At 63.7% G+C, this 14,724-nt stretch carries 14 protein-coding genes; 9 read left to right on the forward strand and 5 right to left on the reverse strand.

The window, feature by feature from the left end; all coding sequences use genetic code 11:
- Positions 1 to 63 precede the first annotated feature (63 nt).
- Positions 64 to 2,310: a TonB-dependent receptor gene (locus Q0S71_RS07860; RefSeq protein ID WP_295993791.1), complete on the reverse strand. Its 2,247-nt coding sequence runs from the start codon at positions 2,308 to 2,310 to the stop codon at positions 64 to 66.
- A 267-nt stretch (positions 2,311 to 2,577) separates the two neighbouring features.
- Here Q0S71_RS07860 and Q0S71_RS07865 point away from each other — a divergent pair, with 267 nt between their 5' ends.
- Positions 2,578 to 3,279: a hypothetical protein gene (locus Q0S71_RS07865; RefSeq protein WP_295993793.1), complete on the forward strand. Its 702-nt coding sequence runs from the start codon at positions 2,578 to 2,580 to the stop codon at positions 3,277 to 3,279.
- Positions 3,280 to 3,386: 107 nt separating this feature from the next.
- Here Q0S71_RS07865 and Q0S71_RS07870 read toward each other — a convergent pair whose 3' ends face one another.
- Positions 3,387 to 3,977: a PEP-CTERM sorting domain-containing protein gene (locus tag Q0S71_RS07870; protein WP_295993794.1), complete on the reverse strand. Its 591-nt coding sequence runs from the start codon at positions 3,975 to 3,977 to the stop codon at positions 3,387 to 3,389.
- A gap of 728 nt (positions 3,978 to 4,705) precedes the next feature.
- Here Q0S71_RS07870 and Q0S71_RS07875 point away from each other — a divergent pair.
- From Q0S71_RS07875 to Q0S71_RS07890, 4 genes are all read left to right on the forward strand, one after another.
- The gene (locus tag Q0S71_RS07875; protein WP_295993796.1) at positions 4,706 to 5,149 is read left to right on the forward strand and encodes a hypothetical protein; all 444 of its coding nucleotides are present in this window, start codon (positions 4,706 to 4,708) and stop codon (positions 5,147 to 5,149) included.
- 70 nt (positions 5,150 to 5,219) lie between these two features.
- Positions 5,220 to 5,921: a flavodoxin family protein gene (locus tag Q0S71_RS07880; RefSeq protein ID WP_295993797.1), complete on the forward strand. Its 702-nt coding sequence runs from the start codon at positions 5,220 to 5,222 to the stop codon at positions 5,919 to 5,921.
- Positions 5,922 to 5,973: 52 nt separating this feature from the next.
- Complete coding sequence (locus Q0S71_RS07885) at positions 5,974 to 6,576, forward strand: type 1 glutamine amidotransferase domain-containing protein (protein ID WP_295993801.1); 603 nt, start codon at positions 5,974 to 5,976, stop codon at positions 6,574 to 6,576.
- 86 nt (positions 6,577 to 6,662) lie between these two features.
- Complete coding sequence (locus tag Q0S71_RS07890) at positions 6,663 to 7,418, forward strand: SDR family oxidoreductase (protein WP_295993803.1); 756 nt, start codon at positions 6,663 to 6,665, stop codon at positions 7,416 to 7,418.
- 177 nt (positions 7,419 to 7,595) lie between these two features.
- Here the strand turns inward: Q0S71_RS07890 and Q0S71_RS07895 are convergent, their stop codons facing one another.
- The 3 genes from Q0S71_RS07895 to Q0S71_RS07905 all read right to left on the reverse strand — a co-directional run bounded on the left by Q0S71_RS07895 (position 7,596) and on the right by Q0S71_RS07905 (position 10,791).
- The gene (locus tag Q0S71_RS07895) at positions 7,596 to 9,299 is read right to left on the reverse strand and encodes a M28 family metallopeptidase (RefSeq protein WP_295993805.1); all 1,704 of its coding nucleotides are present in this window, start codon (positions 9,297 to 9,299) and stop codon (positions 7,596 to 7,598) included.
- A gap of 104 nt (positions 9,300 to 9,403) precedes the next feature.
- The gene (locus Q0S71_RS07900) at positions 9,404 to 9,835 is read right to left on the reverse strand and encodes an OsmC family protein (RefSeq protein WP_295993807.1); all 432 of its coding nucleotides are present in this window, start codon (positions 9,833 to 9,835) and stop codon (positions 9,404 to 9,406) included.
- Between the two features lie 107 nt (positions 9,836 to 9,942).
- Entirely contained in the window at positions 9,943 to 10,791 is an 849-nt protein-coding gene (locus Q0S71_RS07905) for a nitroreductase family protein (RefSeq protein WP_295993809.1), read from the reverse strand.
- 273 nt (positions 10,792 to 11,064) lie between these two features.
- Between Q0S71_RS07905 and Q0S71_RS07910 the strand changes: the two genes are divergently transcribed.
- From Q0S71_RS07910 to Q0S71_RS07925, 4 genes are all read left to right on the forward strand, one after another.
- A complete protein-coding gene (locus tag Q0S71_RS07910; protein ID WP_295993812.1) occupies positions 11,065 to 11,562 on the forward strand; it encodes a helix-turn-helix domain-containing protein in 498 nt (165 codons plus the stop codon).
- Positions 11,563 to 11,708: 146 nt separating this feature from the next.
- Positions 11,709 to 12,338: an isochorismatase family cysteine hydrolase gene (locus Q0S71_RS07915; RefSeq protein ID WP_295993813.1), complete on the forward strand. Its 630-nt coding sequence runs from the start codon at positions 11,709 to 11,711 to the stop codon at positions 12,336 to 12,338.
- Positions 12,339 to 12,371: 33 nt separating this feature from the next.
- Positions 12,372 to 12,827 carry a (2Fe-2S)-binding protein gene (locus Q0S71_RS07920; protein WP_295993815.1) on the forward strand — a complete coding sequence of 152 codons (456 nt, stop codon included), beginning with the start codon at positions 12,372 to 12,374 and terminating at the stop codon, positions 12,825 to 12,827.
- Between the two features lie 139 nt (positions 12,828 to 12,966).
- Positions 12,967 to 14,724 (forward strand): molybdopterin cofactor-binding domain-containing protein (locus tag Q0S71_RS07925; RefSeq protein WP_295993816.1); only part of this gene is annotated, 1,758 nt, incomplete at its 3' end.

Consider the following 14,724-nt stretch of genomic DNA (forward strand, 5'->3'; position numbering starts at 1 on the left):
CCCGTCTTCTCGATTGGTTAAAAGGGGCGGCGACATGAGCGCCGCCCCGCGCTGCGGCCGCGCTTAGAAATCGGCCGAGATGGTGGCCGATACGCTGCGCTCCGGCAGCATCTGGATCTGGTCCAGCGGCGACGGCGCGGCGCTGGAGCTGGTCGCGCTGCCGGCCTTCAAAATGCTGGTGATGTTCTGGCGGTTGAACAGATTGTTGGCGCCCAGTTGCAGCTTCACTTTTTTGGTGAACGAGAACGGCGTGTTGAAGGCGTAGTTGGCGAACAGGTTGGCGACGGTGACGGGGGCGATGGCGAACGCTTCGTGGGTGGCGCCGTTGTCGCTGAAGGTGGTGCCGACGCGCTTGGCGAACAGGCCGACGTCCCAGCTCTGGTGCTTGTAGCTCAGGCCCAGGGTTTCGGTGTCTTTCGGCGCGCCGGCGACCCATTTGCCGCTGTCGTATTTGGCGCTGCCGTAGCTGCCGTTCAGGTAGACGCTGAAGCCGCCACCGACGATCACATTGCTTTCCGCTTCGATGCCCTTGTTGACCTCCGAGCCGTTGAGGTAATAGATGGCGTTGCCGAAGGTGTCGAGGCTGGACGAGTAGGCGCCATCGAGCTTGGTGTGGAAGACGTCGACGTCGAGCGTGTAGCGGGCCGATTTCCAGACCGTGCCGACCTGGTAGGTTTTGGAGAACTGCGGCTTGGGCTGCGCGGCGACGGCGGCGTTCTTGACGTCGTAGATGCTGGTCGGCGGTATCAGGTCGCCGGTGCCGTACTGGCCGTACAGCGACCAGTTGGGCGCGACCATGTAGTGCGCGTCGAGCGACGGCAGCACGTCGTGGTACTGCACCGTGTTGCGCAGGTCCGGCGCGCCGTTCAGCGGGCCGACGGCGCCGCCGTTGTCGGCCAGGTGGTCGAAGGCCTGCTTGTAGTGGGCGTATTTGACGCCGGGCGTGATCTTCAGGTCCGGCGTGACGGCGAACTCGAATTCGGCGAACGGTTGCAGCGTCGTCGTTTGATAGTGCTCGCTGAAATTGGGCACCGCGTTATCGAGCCAGTTCAGCGGATTGCTCGGATATTGATAGCGGTAGCTGCGCGCATAATCGCTCCACAGGCCGGTGCGCAGGGTGCCCAGCGCCAGCTCGTCGCTGAGGCGCAGCAGGTTGCCGCTGGTGCGGTAGGAATTGAGTTTGTCGACGCCGGTCTGGTTGGCCGTGGTGTTGGCGGCGCTGGCCGGCACCTTGGTGCCGTCGTAGTTTTGCTTGTTCCAGTAGCGGTAGGTATAGAGCTTGTCGTCGAGCTTCCAGCCGTGGCCGAGGTTCGTCGTCAGGCCGACGTATTCGAAGTCGGTGGTGATGTTGTAGAAGTTGTAGCCGTAGTAGTTGGCCTGGGTCGGATCGGCGCTGAGCAGGTAGTCGTTGCCGTATTGCGCGACCTGGGCCCGGGTCGGTCCCTTGATGCTGGGCGTGTTGTTCTTCAGGTTCAGGTAGGAGCCGAAGGCGGTCAGCGTGGTGTCGCTGTTGATGGCGTTCTGGTATTTGAACGAGGCGGCGCCGCGCTTCTGGTCATTGAAGGTCTGGTAGCCGTCGGACTTCATGTCCTGCACGTTGAATAGCAGGTTCTGGTTGCCGTTCTCGCCGAACTGGCCGGTCTCGTGCTCGTAGTTGTACATCTGCGTGTTCCACGTGCTGGCGGTGGCGCTGACGGTGTTGCGCGCCTGCGTTTCCAGGGTGCGCGACAGCAGGTTGACGGAGCCGTTGAACGAGGCCACGCCGACCACGGCGGCCGAGCCGGGGCTGCGGTCGACGACGGCGCCGCCGAGGAAGCCGCTGGGGAAGAAGACCCACGAGTGGTGGCTGACGCTGTTGGTGTCCTGGAAGGGGATGCCGTCGAAGGTGACGTTGTAGTTCCCGTCCGAGAAGCCGCGGAAGTTGGTCGACGTGTCGCCCAGGCCGACGCCGTTCGGGCTGTAGCTGAACAAGCTTGGCGTCATCTGGATCACCTGGCTGAAATCGGCGATCGGCGAAATGTAGTCGCGCACGAAGTCGTTGCTGACCTGCGACTGCGCCGAGCGCGCGTCGAGCGAACCTTGCGACGGCGCGCCGGAGGAGGCGGTCGGCGTCGACGAATGGACCTGGACCACGGCGGCGGCGTCGAGGTCCATCGGCGCGGCGGCGGCGCCATTGTCCGGCAGCGGCGCGGCGTACGCCGCATGGATAGACAACATCAACAACGACAGCGCGCAGCGCGTGTGCCGTGGCTTGATCGTCGACGCCGTCGTGGAACCGAAACGCTTGCTGCTGCTGTGCGACCTGTGCATGCTTCTTCCTTTAATACGTGGATGAAAAGCCGCAAAGGTAGTGGCGCCATATGTCATGCCGATGACATGGCGCGCATTTCTGCGCCGGCGTTGTCGGCGCGCCGCAGCGTGCGCGGAATGTGCGAAGTTTGCCGAAAGTTTAATGAACGCTTAATGCGCGGCTCGATATGATGGCGCGCCTGCCGGGCTGCCGACGGCCGCCGTTTCTGCTAGCATGCGATTGCGCCGGCGCCTGCCGGCATGGCATCGGCACAGAAAGGGCGCACCATGGGACTTGATCTCCTTAGTCTGAAAGCGGGCTCGCACGCCTTCGAGGAAGCGTTCGAGCGCGTCATGGACAGCCGCGTCGCGCCGCTGGTCGACGATTCGATCCGCCAGCTGAGCGCCGAATTCACCGAGGTGGTGGCGCAGGCCGGCGACCAGGTGCAGCGCAATATCGAGATGCTGTCGCAGGAAATCCATAACCACCGCTCGATGACGCGCGACGACATCATGCAGCTGATCGACTACGCCGCCACCCAGTTCGGCGCCGCCATCGACCAGCGCGTGCTGGCCGTGAAGCAGGAAGCGTCGCAGCTGATTAACGAGAAGGTCGAGCTGCTCAAGGGCGAGCTGGAAGAGGCGGCGAAATTGAGCCGCAAGACCATGTACACCAACGTCGCCATCTCGGTCGCCGCCGCGCTGTGCATGGCGGCCGTCGGCCTGGTGTACAAAAAAGTGTCGCTGGGCGAGCTCGATCTGCTGGCCGTGTTCCGCATCGCGCTGCTGTCGTCGGCGACGTTTTCGGCCGTGCTGTCGCTGCTCAAGGCCGTGCAGCGCTGGCGCGGCATGCGCCAGGCCAAAAAGGGCGTGGCCACCGTCGCCATCGGCTACCTCGGCATCCTGCGGCCGAACGGCGCGCTGGGATTGCTGGCGCTGAGCGCCCTGTTGATGGCGGGCTGGGTCGGGCTGCATGTCTATACCCGCTAGGCCGGCGCCGGATCGGCTTCCCGGCGGCACCTTGCGATGAATCCGGAGCCTCCAGCTTGATCCGCTACGCCGAGGTCCGGTTGCTTCATCCGTGATACGCCTTATCGTTACACCTGCTTGAGCGCTTTGGCGCGGCGGCGGGACAGTACGCCCATGCCGGCCAGGCCCAGCGCCAGCATCGCGTAAGAAGAAGGCTCGGGAACGGCCGGGATCGGATCGCGCGTGGTGAACGTGATCCAGCCGCTGTCCCAACGGGCATCGGGACCGCCGATGGTTTTGTCGGAGCCGACGCAGAACTCAGCCTTCAACAGTCCGTCCGCGCCCACTTGGAAATCCAGGCCCATGGCTGCGAGGTCGGCGCTGCCGGCCGATTCCGTGGTTCCCGAGTAATATTTCCGGAAGCCGGGCGCCAGGCCGCCGCCCACGTTCGGGTTGTCCGTTGGGTTGAGGTGGAGCGAAATTTCCGTCAGGAGGGTGGGCGCGTAGGCCGTGACAAACACGTCGCTGGCGATGCCGATGATGTCGTTGAACGCGCCTACGTTCAAGTACAGCACCGTGTTCGACGGGTCGCCCCAGGCGCCCTGGCTGTAGATGCCCGACACGTCAATGGTGAGCGTGCCAGCCTGGGCCTGACCCGCGCCCAGTGCCGACAAGAGGCCGATGACAGCCAGCGGAATCCGAATGTACTTACCAATCATTGTTCCATCCTCCAAAGCGATTATGTTGAGATAGGGTTGACTTAACTCCTGTTAGGCATTGGTTCGTTAAAATTCATGAATCGGCGATCCAATTCGCGGAGCCGAATCGAGTGTGTCAGTTTTATGGTTACTTCGTCAACAATAACTTTTGGTTTTTTTGCCAATCGATATTGGAACGTGGAGGTTGTTGTTGTGCCCGCTGGAAGAGGCGAAATGAGAAGATTGCCGGTTCAATTTTTCAAGCCGCGCCTGCGACAATTTAGGAATAATGCGCCGAGGCACCATCATTTGTAAATCAGCAATATCGGACTAATTTATGCGAGATCAACTAGCATAATGTCAGCGAGTACAAGCGTATCCTTATATGTCCACAGCCCGACCAGGAACCCAGGACCAGGCGCCCAATTCCTCAAGCCCAGACCCCAAGTTGCTATTGCCTCATAGGTCGCCAAAAATTTTCGTGAGAATGGGCCAACAGTTTTTGACACAACAGCTCTGCGGTCTTGAAAACCGCGAGCTTTCTCTCATGTTCTGTCAGTTCCTATTGATAAGAAATCAGTAGTGTTTTTAGGCCGCCACCCTAAAAATCCACTATATAAAAGGGAGTTTCAATATCGAATTTCTTTACAAAATTTAACGACTTTAAATATTGAAGCTGGTGATAAGATGCATTTCGGTCCTGTAGGTGGCGCTTGCTGCTTATCGATGGGCTGCAATCGGAGTCCTACATGAGCAATCTTCGCCCATCACCACACTTCATTGCCATCGTGGCTAGCATCGAGATCCTGCGTCCGGTAGATGAAGCGTGGTCCATTATCGGTTCCTATGGCGATGCGGGACGCTTTATCGACACGGCGTCCATGTTGCTATCCGGTCACGGAGAAATCGGTAGCGTGCGTCAGATCGGCGACGGCATTGTGGAGGTGTTGATCGGTCTGTCGCGGCACGCGTACACCTACGCGCAGATACAGGGCCCGATGGCGCCGTTCACCTATCACGGATGCTTGGATCTACGTATGGAGACGGCCACGACATCGAGGCTGCTCTATACCTTGAGCTATGACCAGGCCGACATGGATGAAGCGCGCCGCCAGCAGGAATTCGACCGCATCACCAAGCGCTTCAATGACGTCGTCAAGACGATGAAGCTATGCGCCGAAGGACAGGCTTGAAGCGGCTGCACGAGTATTGCCGCAACGGCTACGGCAAAGGCCATCGCCCCAACATGCACACGGAGAATTAATGACTATTGTTGCGACTCGCATTGCCATCGTCTTTTCGTCCGGACGCGGACACACCCGTACCGTGGCGGAGCACATCCACGCCGGGGCTATGGCTTTCCCCGGCGCCAGTGTCGAGCTGATCGAGATCACTGCGGCGCAGCTGAACGGCGACGGACGCTGGCACGGCGATGACATCATGCGTCGGCTCGACGCTGCCGACGCCATTATCTTCGGCGCGCCAACCTATATGGGTTCGGCGCACGGGATCTTCAAGCTGTTCCTGGAGGCGGGTTTTGGCCCATGGCTGGACCAGGTCTGGAAGGACAAGATCGCTGCCGGCTTCACTAATTCCGCATCCCGCTCGGGCGACAAGTTAATCGCTCTGGAACAGATGGCCATCTTCGCGGCGCAGATGAGCATGGTTTGGGTGGGCGTAGGCGACCAGCCCGGCGGCAACTACACTGCCAGCCGGGTTACCGACGTGAACGTGAACGGATCCTGGCTCGGTTTGATGACGCAAAGCTTTGCCGATGGCGACAACGAAACCGCGCCCCACCCGGGAGACCGCTTAAGCGCCGAGCGTTTCGGTCGACGGATCGCCCGTGCCACTGCGCGCTGGATGTTAGGGGCTCAGGCGTTTCCGGCGCAACCGGTCAGCGAGGCCGAGTCGCGCCGCCGCAACATTGCAGGCCCCGACGAGTGGCGCCGCTTCAAGGACTAAAGCGCGGCATATCCTGTAGACCAGCCAGGCTTTTCTCAACTATGGAGATATCGTGAAAATTTTATTTATCGTCACCAGCGCCGACCTCGGCTACTGGTTGCCTGAGCTGACACGTCCATACTGGCATTTGACCGAACGAGGCCACACGGTGACCTTGGCTAGCCCGGCCGGCGGCCCGGTCAAGCATGGCCGCCTTAGCAATCCGCATTCGGAAGGATCGTGGGAGGCCGGATGCATCGTCAGCAAGGGTTTCTTGTCCGACGCCGCCTTGGCCGATGCGCTCAATCACACTGCCGCCCTGACGCACGTGCGCGGCGAGGATTTTGATGCGGTGCACGTCGTGGGCGGCACCGGCGCGGCCGTCGATTTATATCCGAACGCGGATGTAGAGCGCTTGCTGGAGCATTTCCACCGCGCCAATAAGGTGCTCGGCGCCATCTGCCACGGCACCATCGCGCTCGGCAACCTCCGCACCCAACTGGTGGGCCGAAAAGTGACGGGATTTTCGCTGATCGAAGATTTGGAAGCGGAAAAATTGTACGGCAAGGATTTCATTCCCCACTATCCGCAACCTGTGCTGGAACAGGCGGGCATGCTGTTTTCGCATGTCGAGCCGTGGGGTTTGCGCGTAGTGGTGGACGGTAAGTTGGTGTAGGGGCAAAACCAGCAGTCGGCATCGGAGTATTCGATCGCCTTGTTGCATGTCTTGTCGGCCAACAATCCGGTTGCGGGGGAGTCAATATGATGCTGAATATTTTCAGCCTGGAGGGCAAGATTGCCCTGGTCACCGGCGGTTCGCGCGGCATAGGGGCTGCCGTCGCCAAATTGTTGGCTAGGCAGGGCGCCACTGTGGTGATCGGTTACGGAGCCAGCGAGGCCAAGGCGCGCGCCGTGGTGGCGGAAATCGAAGCGGACGGCGGCAAGGCGTTCATGTTCAAGGCCGACCAGGCGGACGCTGCGCAGGTGTCGGAGATGGTGGGGGATGTCGTGCTCCAGCACGGCAAACTCGATATCCTGGTCAATAACGCGGGCGTGTTCGAGACCGGCAGCATAGTCGATACGCTCGATACCACGCGTTTCGACCGCCAAATCGCAATCAATTACGGCGCCGTGGTCGCTGCGATCCGCGCCGCCTCGCGGGTGATGGGGAACGACGGCCGCATCGTTTCGATGTCTTCGGGGCTGACCAACCAAACCGGTAGTGCCGGTGTTGCCGACTACGCGGCCAGTAAGGCCGCCATCGAAGGATATTCGCGCGGAGCCGCGCGCGAACTGGCGCCGCGCGGTATCACAGTCAATGTCGTGGGAGTCGGATCGACCAACACCGATATGAACCCACAAGATGGTCCGTCGGCAGCTCGGCAAAAGAGCGGCAACGCCTATGGTCGCTTCGGCCGGCCCGAGGAAATTGCCGCTGCGGTGGCCTTCCTCGTCAGTCCGGGTGCCAGCTTCGTGACCGGCACCACGCTCGCAGTGGACGGCGGCCACCGGGCTTGACCATCAACCGGGCGCGCTGCAGTCACCCCGGCGCGCCTGCAATTTACGCCCAACACCCGCCATACCCGTTCCTGAAACTGGGAAAAGCGATCGAGCGGTCGGCCGAGTAAGCGTGGCCCGCGACGTTGTATCGATGCAGCGTGCGCGGGCAAACCTAGCCGGACCGCGCAACTGCCGCTATTGCGACCGGCGCTGCGCGGCGGACCTGTCGCGTTCGGCGCGGAATTCGGAGCGCGGCTGCCACTGTGGCCACGCGCGCGAATTGGCCAATGCGTAGCCCAGATCGAACAGCAGGGCGCCGTCGTCTGCCGCGCCGCGCAGATCCCAGTCCGGCGTGTACTTGTCGCCCGGCTGGTGATAACGGTGCTGGAAATAATCGGCCAGCAGCGTATTGCCGCGCGCAGTGCCGCCCTGCAGCAGATCGGTGCCGGGCAAGAAGAAAATCGCCGGGACACCGTGACGCGCGAACGGCAGCTGGTCGGAGCGGAAAAACAGGCCGGCCGCCGGCTGCGGATCGGCTACCAGGCGACGCTGACGCTGCCGGCCCAGCGCGGCCAGATCGTCCTGCAGCGACACGACGCGCTCGCCTGCCGTGCTGAAATCGCTAGCACGACCCGTATTCGAGGCCGTGTCCAGATTGATGACGGCGGCCGTGCGCGCCAGCGCATAGCGGGGGTGGGCGGCATAATATTCCGAACCGAGTAGACCGCTTTCCTCAGCCGTCGCGGACAGGAAGATCACCGAGCGGCGTGGCTGCGGCATGGCGCTGAACCGGCGCGCCATTTCAAGCATCAGCGCGACGCCGGCGGCGTTGTCGAGCGCGCCATTGTAGATGCGCTCGCCCTTGGCGTCGGGTGCGCCTATGCCCAGATGATCCCAGTGCGCCGCGTACAGCACGGATTCCTCGGCCGCCGACACGCCCGGCCGCACGGCGACGATGTTATGCGAGAGCACGGCACTGCTGCGCACCGTGCAGTCCAGCGACAGCGTGACGCCGTCCAGCGGAACGGGTGCGAAGTCGCGTCGTTGCGCCGCCTTTTTCAGTGCTTCGAAATCGAGGCCGGCGGCGCGCATCAGTTGTACTGCGCTGTCGCGCTGTATCCATGCTTCCAGCGGCACGTGGGCGCCGGCTGGATCGTCGCGCACGATGTCGAGCATAGCGCCGGTGTTGGAATTCTTGACTGTCTGCCAACCGTAAGATGCGGGCGCTGTTTCGTGGATGATGATGAGGCCGGCGGCGCCGCGCCGTGCCGCCTCTTCGTATTTATAGGTCCAGCGGCCATAGTAGCTCATCGCGGTGCCGCCGAATTCGCCGGCGCCGTTCTCGAAGCCGGGATCGTTGATCAGCACCAGCGCGATTTTTCCGTGCAGGTCCAGCCCCTTGAAGTCGTCCCAGCCGCGTTCGGGCGAGCGGATGCCGTAACCGGCGAAGACCAGCGGCGCGTCCTTCAGCATCACATGCGCGGCGCCGGTTTGGGGCGGACGCAGCGCGATTTGCACGCCCTGTTGCCATGGTGTCGCCCGGTCGCCGCTGCTCACCGAGAGCATCGGAGGGCCGTCGAAATCGAACTGAGTCAGCGCTACCTGCTGGGTCCACAGGCGGGCGTTATCGACGACGTCGCCGCCGGGTTGCAGGCCTAGCGCGCCAAACCGCGCGCTCAGGTAGGCGATGGTTTTTTGTTCGCCGTCGGTGGCGGGCGCGCGGCCTTGGAAGGCGTCCGACGCTAGCGTCATCACGTGCTGGGCTATGCGGGCCGGGTCCAGCGGCGGCGTCGGTGCGTGTGGTGGGGCCGGGGCGGCATGCGCGGCCGCGGCCATCCACGCCAGCGCCGCAGCGCGGCCACATTGTGCTGCCTGCTTGATGGTGGGGATTCGTGTCATGGGTCTGGTGTCGGTTGGGGGCGGCCGGCGTGGGTGTTTATCTGGCGGCACCGGCCGCGGGTATTGTGATTGCGCGCATGCCGGCAGCGCGGCCGGCATGGCGATTAGGCGAGTAGTTCGGCGTCGAGCGTGATCTCGGCTTTCAGCAGCTTGGAGACCGGACAATTGACTTTCGCCGCCTGTACCAGTTGGTCGAAGGTGGCCTGGTCGGCGCCGGGTACTTGCGCCTTCAGCGTCAGATGCACGGCCGTGATGGAAAAGCCGCCGTCGGCTTGTTCCAGCGTCACCTCGGCCGTGGTGTCCATCTGTGTCGCCGTCAGCTTGGCTTCGCCGAGGATCAGCGACAACGCCATCGTGAAGCAGCCGGCGTGTGCTGCGCCTATCAGTTCTTCCGGGTTGGTGCCGGGCAGGCCCTCGAAGCGGCTACTGAAGCCATAGGGATAGTGCGCCAGCGCGCCGCTGCCGGTCGAAATGGAACCTTTGCCATCCTTGATGCCGCCTTGCCAGGCGGCGCTGCCGTTGCGTTTGATTTTCATGGTGATCCTCGTTTGTGAAGGGAGATTGCGGGGCCGGCTTTAATTGCCAGTTGTTCAGGCGCAGACGCTGCGCCAGTTGATCCATTCGATCATGCTGCCGGGTGGCGCTATTTCAGCTGGAAGCCGCGCGCGCGGACGGCGTCGAGCAGCCGCTGACGTCCGCTCAGTGCCGCCGGACCGGAAACCCGTTCCGCCGCTTTGTCGCTCCAATTGGCCTCGCCCATGCCGTGTTGGCGCTCGAAGTGGCGCATGGTGGTGTCGTAGCCGTCCAGCGCCGCCACATCGAGTCGCTGGTAGGTTTCGTGGTGCAGCACCACGGCGGCGGGCAGGCGCGGCTTGACGGCGCTGGCGCGCGCCGGGTCGGGCCAGCCGACCACCAGGCCGAAGACTGCCACCGTTTCCGGCGGCAGCGCCAGCGTCTCGGCGACCTGTTCGGGATGGTCGCGCATGGCACCAATGAAGCAGCTACCCAGGCCCAGCGCATGGGCTGCGGCGACAGCGTTCTGTGCCGCCAGCGTGGTGTCGATGACGGATGCGACGAAGCTCTCGAAGCAGTCCAGCGCCGCCACTGGCGTACCGGTATAGCCTTCGAGTGCGCGCAGCCGCGCCAGATCGGCCACGAACACCAGCAGCAGCGGCGCGTTCAGGATGTGGTCCTGGTGGCCGGCCAGGCTGGCCAGCCGGGTCTTGCGTTCGTGATCCCGCACCGCGACCACGCTCCACGCTTGCAGGTTGGACGAGGTCGCGGCCGATTGCGCCGCGGCCACGACTGACAGCAAATCCTCGTCGCTGACGGGCTTGGCGAGGAAGGCGCGGGTCGACATGCGCTCGAGCAGTGCGCCGAGTTGTGCGTTCCAGTCGGCGTCGCCGGGGGCGGCCACGGCGGTGCCATAGCGCAGTTCCAGCGCGGCTCCGCGCGATAGTTGGGGTGGGGGAAGCGGTGCGGAGAGTGACATGTGCATGATCCTTTTGTGGGGTATTGGGCTGTCGTGCCGGCGCGATGGTGTCGATTATGGCTTCAGCAATTGAAGTTAATGGTGGACTCTGGTTGCGACAAAGTCAATCCAGCCCGATGTTGCAAGTTGCTAAAAACGATGCTGAATTATCTATGTTGAAAATTTACTTCAAATATTGAAGTTATGATTCATAATCTGATGGAGCACTACACGCGGCGTATTCGGCCGCCCCGTCGCCATCCTGACGGCGGGACCCAATCGAAAGGAATGACCATGACACGGGACCGGACGCGCCGCGCCGCGCAGATCGCCTACGCGCTGTCGGTGGTGGGTGACCGCTGGACCTTGCTGCTGCTGTGCGAGCTGCGGCTCGGTGTGCAGCGCTTCGAGGAAATCCGCAGCCACACCGGCATGTCCTCGCACCTGCTGCGCAACCGGCTGCGGCGGATGGAGGCCGACGGTGTCATCGAACGTCGCCAATATCACGCCCGCCCGCCGCGCTATGCCTACGTGGCGACGGCGATGGGACAGGACTTGGATATGGTGCTGCTGGCATTGCACCGTTGGGGCCGCAAATGGGGCGAGCCGGTGGCGCTGCAGGCGGACGCCCACACCTATGCGTGGGTACTGGCGCGCCACTGTCCCGCGCCGGCCAGGCAGGCCGCCGCGCCGGAGGCCTGCGACCGCTTGTGGCAGGAGCTCGACGGCGGCGCCGGCCAGGATCCAGGGGCCACCGAGCAGAGTGCATCTCTCGACGATCGGCGGTCCTAGGCCGGGCCGGTGTGCGCATCGATGCAACACAAATTAACTTAATAAACTTCAAATGTTGAAGGTACTATGATGGTGCTGATATGGCACGCACTGCGCATTGCTGCGGGCTGGGCAGCCCATCCTCCAATATTCCGAAGGTAATCAAAATGACCACTCCTAGCTATCCGGCCGACCGCACCGCCTTGATGATCGTCGACCCCTACAACGACTTCATGAGTGAAGGCGGCAAGCTCCACAACGCCATCAAGGAGACCGCCGACGCCTCTGGCATGTACGGCAACCTGCGCAAGATTATCCCGGCTGTGCGTGCCGCCGGCATCCAGGTCTTCATCGTGCCGCACCACCGCTCGCACAGCCACGGCGACGACTTCGCCGGCTGGCAGCATGTCAACATGTTCCAGCAAAAAAATCTGCCGTTGAAGGCGTTCGAAGCGGGTACCTGGGGTGGCGAATTCAACGCTGAATTCGGTCCGCAAGAGGGCGACGTCGTCATCAAGGAACACTGGGCCCAAAACGGCTTCGCCAACACCGACCTCGATCATCAGCTCAAGCAGCACGGCATCCAGAAAGTCATCGTCGTCGGCTTGATCGCCAACAGCTGCATCGAAGCGACCGCCCGTTTCGCCATGGAGCTGGGCTACCACGTCACCCTGGTGCCGAGCGCCACCGCCGCCTTCAGCCCCGAGGGCATGGTCGCCGCCCAAGTCAACGCGCCGATGTACGCCCACGCCATCCTCGGCACCGACGAACTGCTGGCGCAATTGCCGAAGGCTTAAGGCCGGCTCGCCACCGCTTCGCTAAGGAATCAGATGATCACATTTACTTTGAACGGCAGCGCGGTCAGCGTCGACGCGCCGGGCGACATGCCCCTGTTGTGGGTGGTACGCGACCTGCTCGGCCTGACCGGCACCAAGTTCGGTTGCGGCATGGCGCTGTGCGGGGCGTGCACCGTGCATCTGGACGGCGAGGCGGTGCGCTCGTGCACCTTGCCGGTCAGCGCCATCGGCACGCGCGCCGTGACGACCATCGAGGCCGTCGGCGGCACGCCTGCCGGGCGCAAGATCCAGGACGCCTGGATCGCGCTTGACGTGGTCCAGTGCGGCTACTGCCAGCCCGGCCAGGTGATGTCGGCCGCCGCGCTGCTGACCGTCAAGCCGCGGCCGACCGACGCCGACATCGACGCGGCGATGGCCGGCAACATCTGCCGCTGCGGCACCTATCCGCGCATACGCGCGGCCATTAAACACGCCGCCGGGGAAGCCTGAGATGAGCAAGCTTACGCACTCATCGTCGAGCTTGCTAGCTGACAGGGCACCCTCCGCCGAGGACAGCGCCGCGGCACCGTCGCGGCGCGCTTTTTTAAAGCTGGGCGTCTCGGTTGGCGCCGTCCTTGGCGGAGGCCTGATGCTGGGTTTCAGTCTGCCTGTCGCCGGCCGCAATCCGGTGCGCCGGTCCGGCACCATGTCGGCGCTGGTCGGCGACGGCATCGACACGCCACAGGCCGGCGTCTTTTCCCCGAACGCCTTCATTCAGATTGACACCGAGGGCATCGTCACCCTGTTGATCCCCAAGGTGGAAATGGGGCAGGGTATCTACACGTCCATTCCGATGCTGATCGCCGAAGAACTCGAAGTGCCGCTGACATCGGTGCTGATCGCGCACGCGCCGCCGAACGAGGCGCTGTTCAAAGATCCCTTGCTGGCCTCGCAGATGACCGGTGGCTCGACGTCGATCCGCTACGCATGGGAACCGATGCGCAAGGCCGGGGCCGTCGCGCGCACCCTGCTGATCCAGAGCGCCGCCGCACAATGGCGGGTCGATCCCGCCAGCTGCCACGCCGAGCGCGGCGAGGTGGTGCACGCGGCCAGCGGCCGCCGCCTCGGCTACGGCCGCTTGGCCGCCGCCGCCGCCAGGTTGCCGGCGCCGGGCAGCGTCACATTGAAGGCGGCCAAAGATTTCAAGCTGATCGGCTCACGCGCGCCGCGCCTCGACTCGCGCGAAAAAGTCGTCGGCAGCGCCGTCTTCGGCCTCGACGTGCATGTGCCGGGCATGGCCTACGCGGCCATCGTCAGCAGTCCGGTCTACGGCGGCACGGTACACTCGATCGACGATAGCAGCGCCCTGAGGATCGCCGGAGTGCGGCGGGTGGTGCGCATCAATAACGCGGTCGCCGTGGTCGGCGATCACAGCTGGGCCGCCAAGCGCGGCGCGGCCGCCTTGCGTGTCGACTGGAACGAGGGACGTGGCGCCACTTATTCGACGGCGGCGCTAAGGCAGGAATTGCGCGCCGCCTCGCGCGGTCCGGCGGGCGTGGCGCGCAAGGATGGCGACGTCGCGGCCGCCATGGCCGGCGCGGCGCAGCGCGTCGATGCTGTCTACGAACAGCCGCTGCTGGCGCACGCGACGATGGAGCCGCTCAACTGCACCGTCTCGGTCCGCGCCGACGGCTGCGACATCTGGGTCGGTACCCAGGTGCCGACGCGCGCCGTCGCCATCGCGGCAGCGGCCACCGGACTCAAGACCAGCCAGATCCGCCTGCACAACCACTTGCTCGGCGGTGGCTTCGGGCGCCGGCTGGAAGTCGATTTCATCGGCCAGGCCGTGCGCATCGCGATGCGGCTCGACACGCCCGTCAAGGTCTTCTGGACCCGCGAGCAGGACATCCAGAACGATATGTTCCGGCCCTATTACTACGACGCCATTTCCGCCGGACTCGACGCGCAGGGCAAGCCCGTCGCGTGGCAGCACCGCATCGTTGGCTCGTCCATCATGGCGCGCTTCGCACCGCCGCTGTACCACAACGGTGTCGACGCCGATGCCGTCGAAGTGGCAGCCGATCTACCCTATCACCTACCGAACCAGCTGGTCGAATTCGTGCGCCAGGAACCGATGGCCGTGCCGACCGCTTTCTGGCGCGGCGTCGGGCCCAATCGGAGCACCTTTGTCGTCGAGAGTTTCATCGACGAACTGGCGCTGCAAGTGAAGGCTGATCCGGTGCGTTACCGGCTCGATCTGCTGCAGAAGTCGCCGCGCGCGCGCCGCGTGCTGGAAACCGCGGCGCAGATGGGGCACTGGGGCGCGCCGCTGGTGGCGCGCCAGGGGCGTGGCGTGTCCGTGATGGAGGCGTTCGGCACCTTCCTCGCGATCGTCGTGGAGGTGGCG

The organism is Rugamonas sp. (assembly GCF_025354735.1).
Lineage (GTDB): Bacteria > Pseudomonadota > Gammaproteobacteria > Burkholderiales > Burkholderiaceae_D > Rugamonas.

Bases quoted from the DNA above. Each gene is read 5' to 3' on its own strand.
- Q0S71_RS07860 (WP_295993791.1), bottom strand. From the start codon at position 2,310: ATGCACAGGTCGCACAGCAGCAGCAAGCGTTTCGGTTCCACGACGGCG.
- Q0S71_RS07865 (WP_295993793.1), top strand. From the start codon at position 2,578: ATGGGACTTGATCTCCTTAGTCTGAAAGCGGGCTCGCACGCCTTCGAG.
- Q0S71_RS07870 (WP_295993794.1), bottom strand. From the start codon at position 3,977: ATGATTGGTAAGTACATTCGGATTCCGCTGGCTGTCATCGGCCTCTTG.
- Q0S71_RS07875 (WP_295993796.1), top strand. From the start codon at position 4,706: ATGAGCAATCTTCGCCCATCACCACACTTCATTGCCATCGTGGCTAGC.
- Q0S71_RS07880 (WP_295993797.1), top strand. From the start codon at position 5,220: ATGACTATTGTTGCGACTCGCATTGCCATCGTCTTTTCGTCCGGACGC.
- Q0S71_RS07890 (WP_295993803.1), top strand. From the start codon at position 6,663: ATGATGCTGAATATTTTCAGCCTGGAGGGCAAGATTGCCCTGGTCACC.
- Q0S71_RS07895 (WP_295993805.1), bottom strand. From the start codon at position 9,299: ATGACACGAATCCCCACCATCAAGCAGGCAGCACAATGTGGCCGCGCT.
- Q0S71_RS07900 (WP_295993807.1), bottom strand. From the start codon at position 9,835: ATGAAAATCAAACGCAACGGCAGCGCCGCCTGGCAAGGCGGCATCAAG.
- Q0S71_RS07905 (WP_295993809.1), bottom strand. From the start codon at position 10,791: ATGTCACTCTCCGCACCGCTTCCCCCACCCCAACTATCGCGCGGAGCC.
- Q0S71_RS07910 (WP_295993812.1), top strand. From the start codon at position 11,065: ATGACACGGGACCGGACGCGCCGCGCCGCGCAGATCGCCTACGCGCTG.
- Q0S71_RS07915 (WP_295993813.1), top strand. From the start codon at position 11,709: ATGACCACTCCTAGCTATCCGGCCGACCGCACCGCCTTGATGATCGTC.
- Q0S71_RS07920 (WP_295993815.1), top strand. From the start codon at position 12,372: ATGATCACATTTACTTTGAACGGCAGCGCGGTCAGCGTCGACGCGCCG.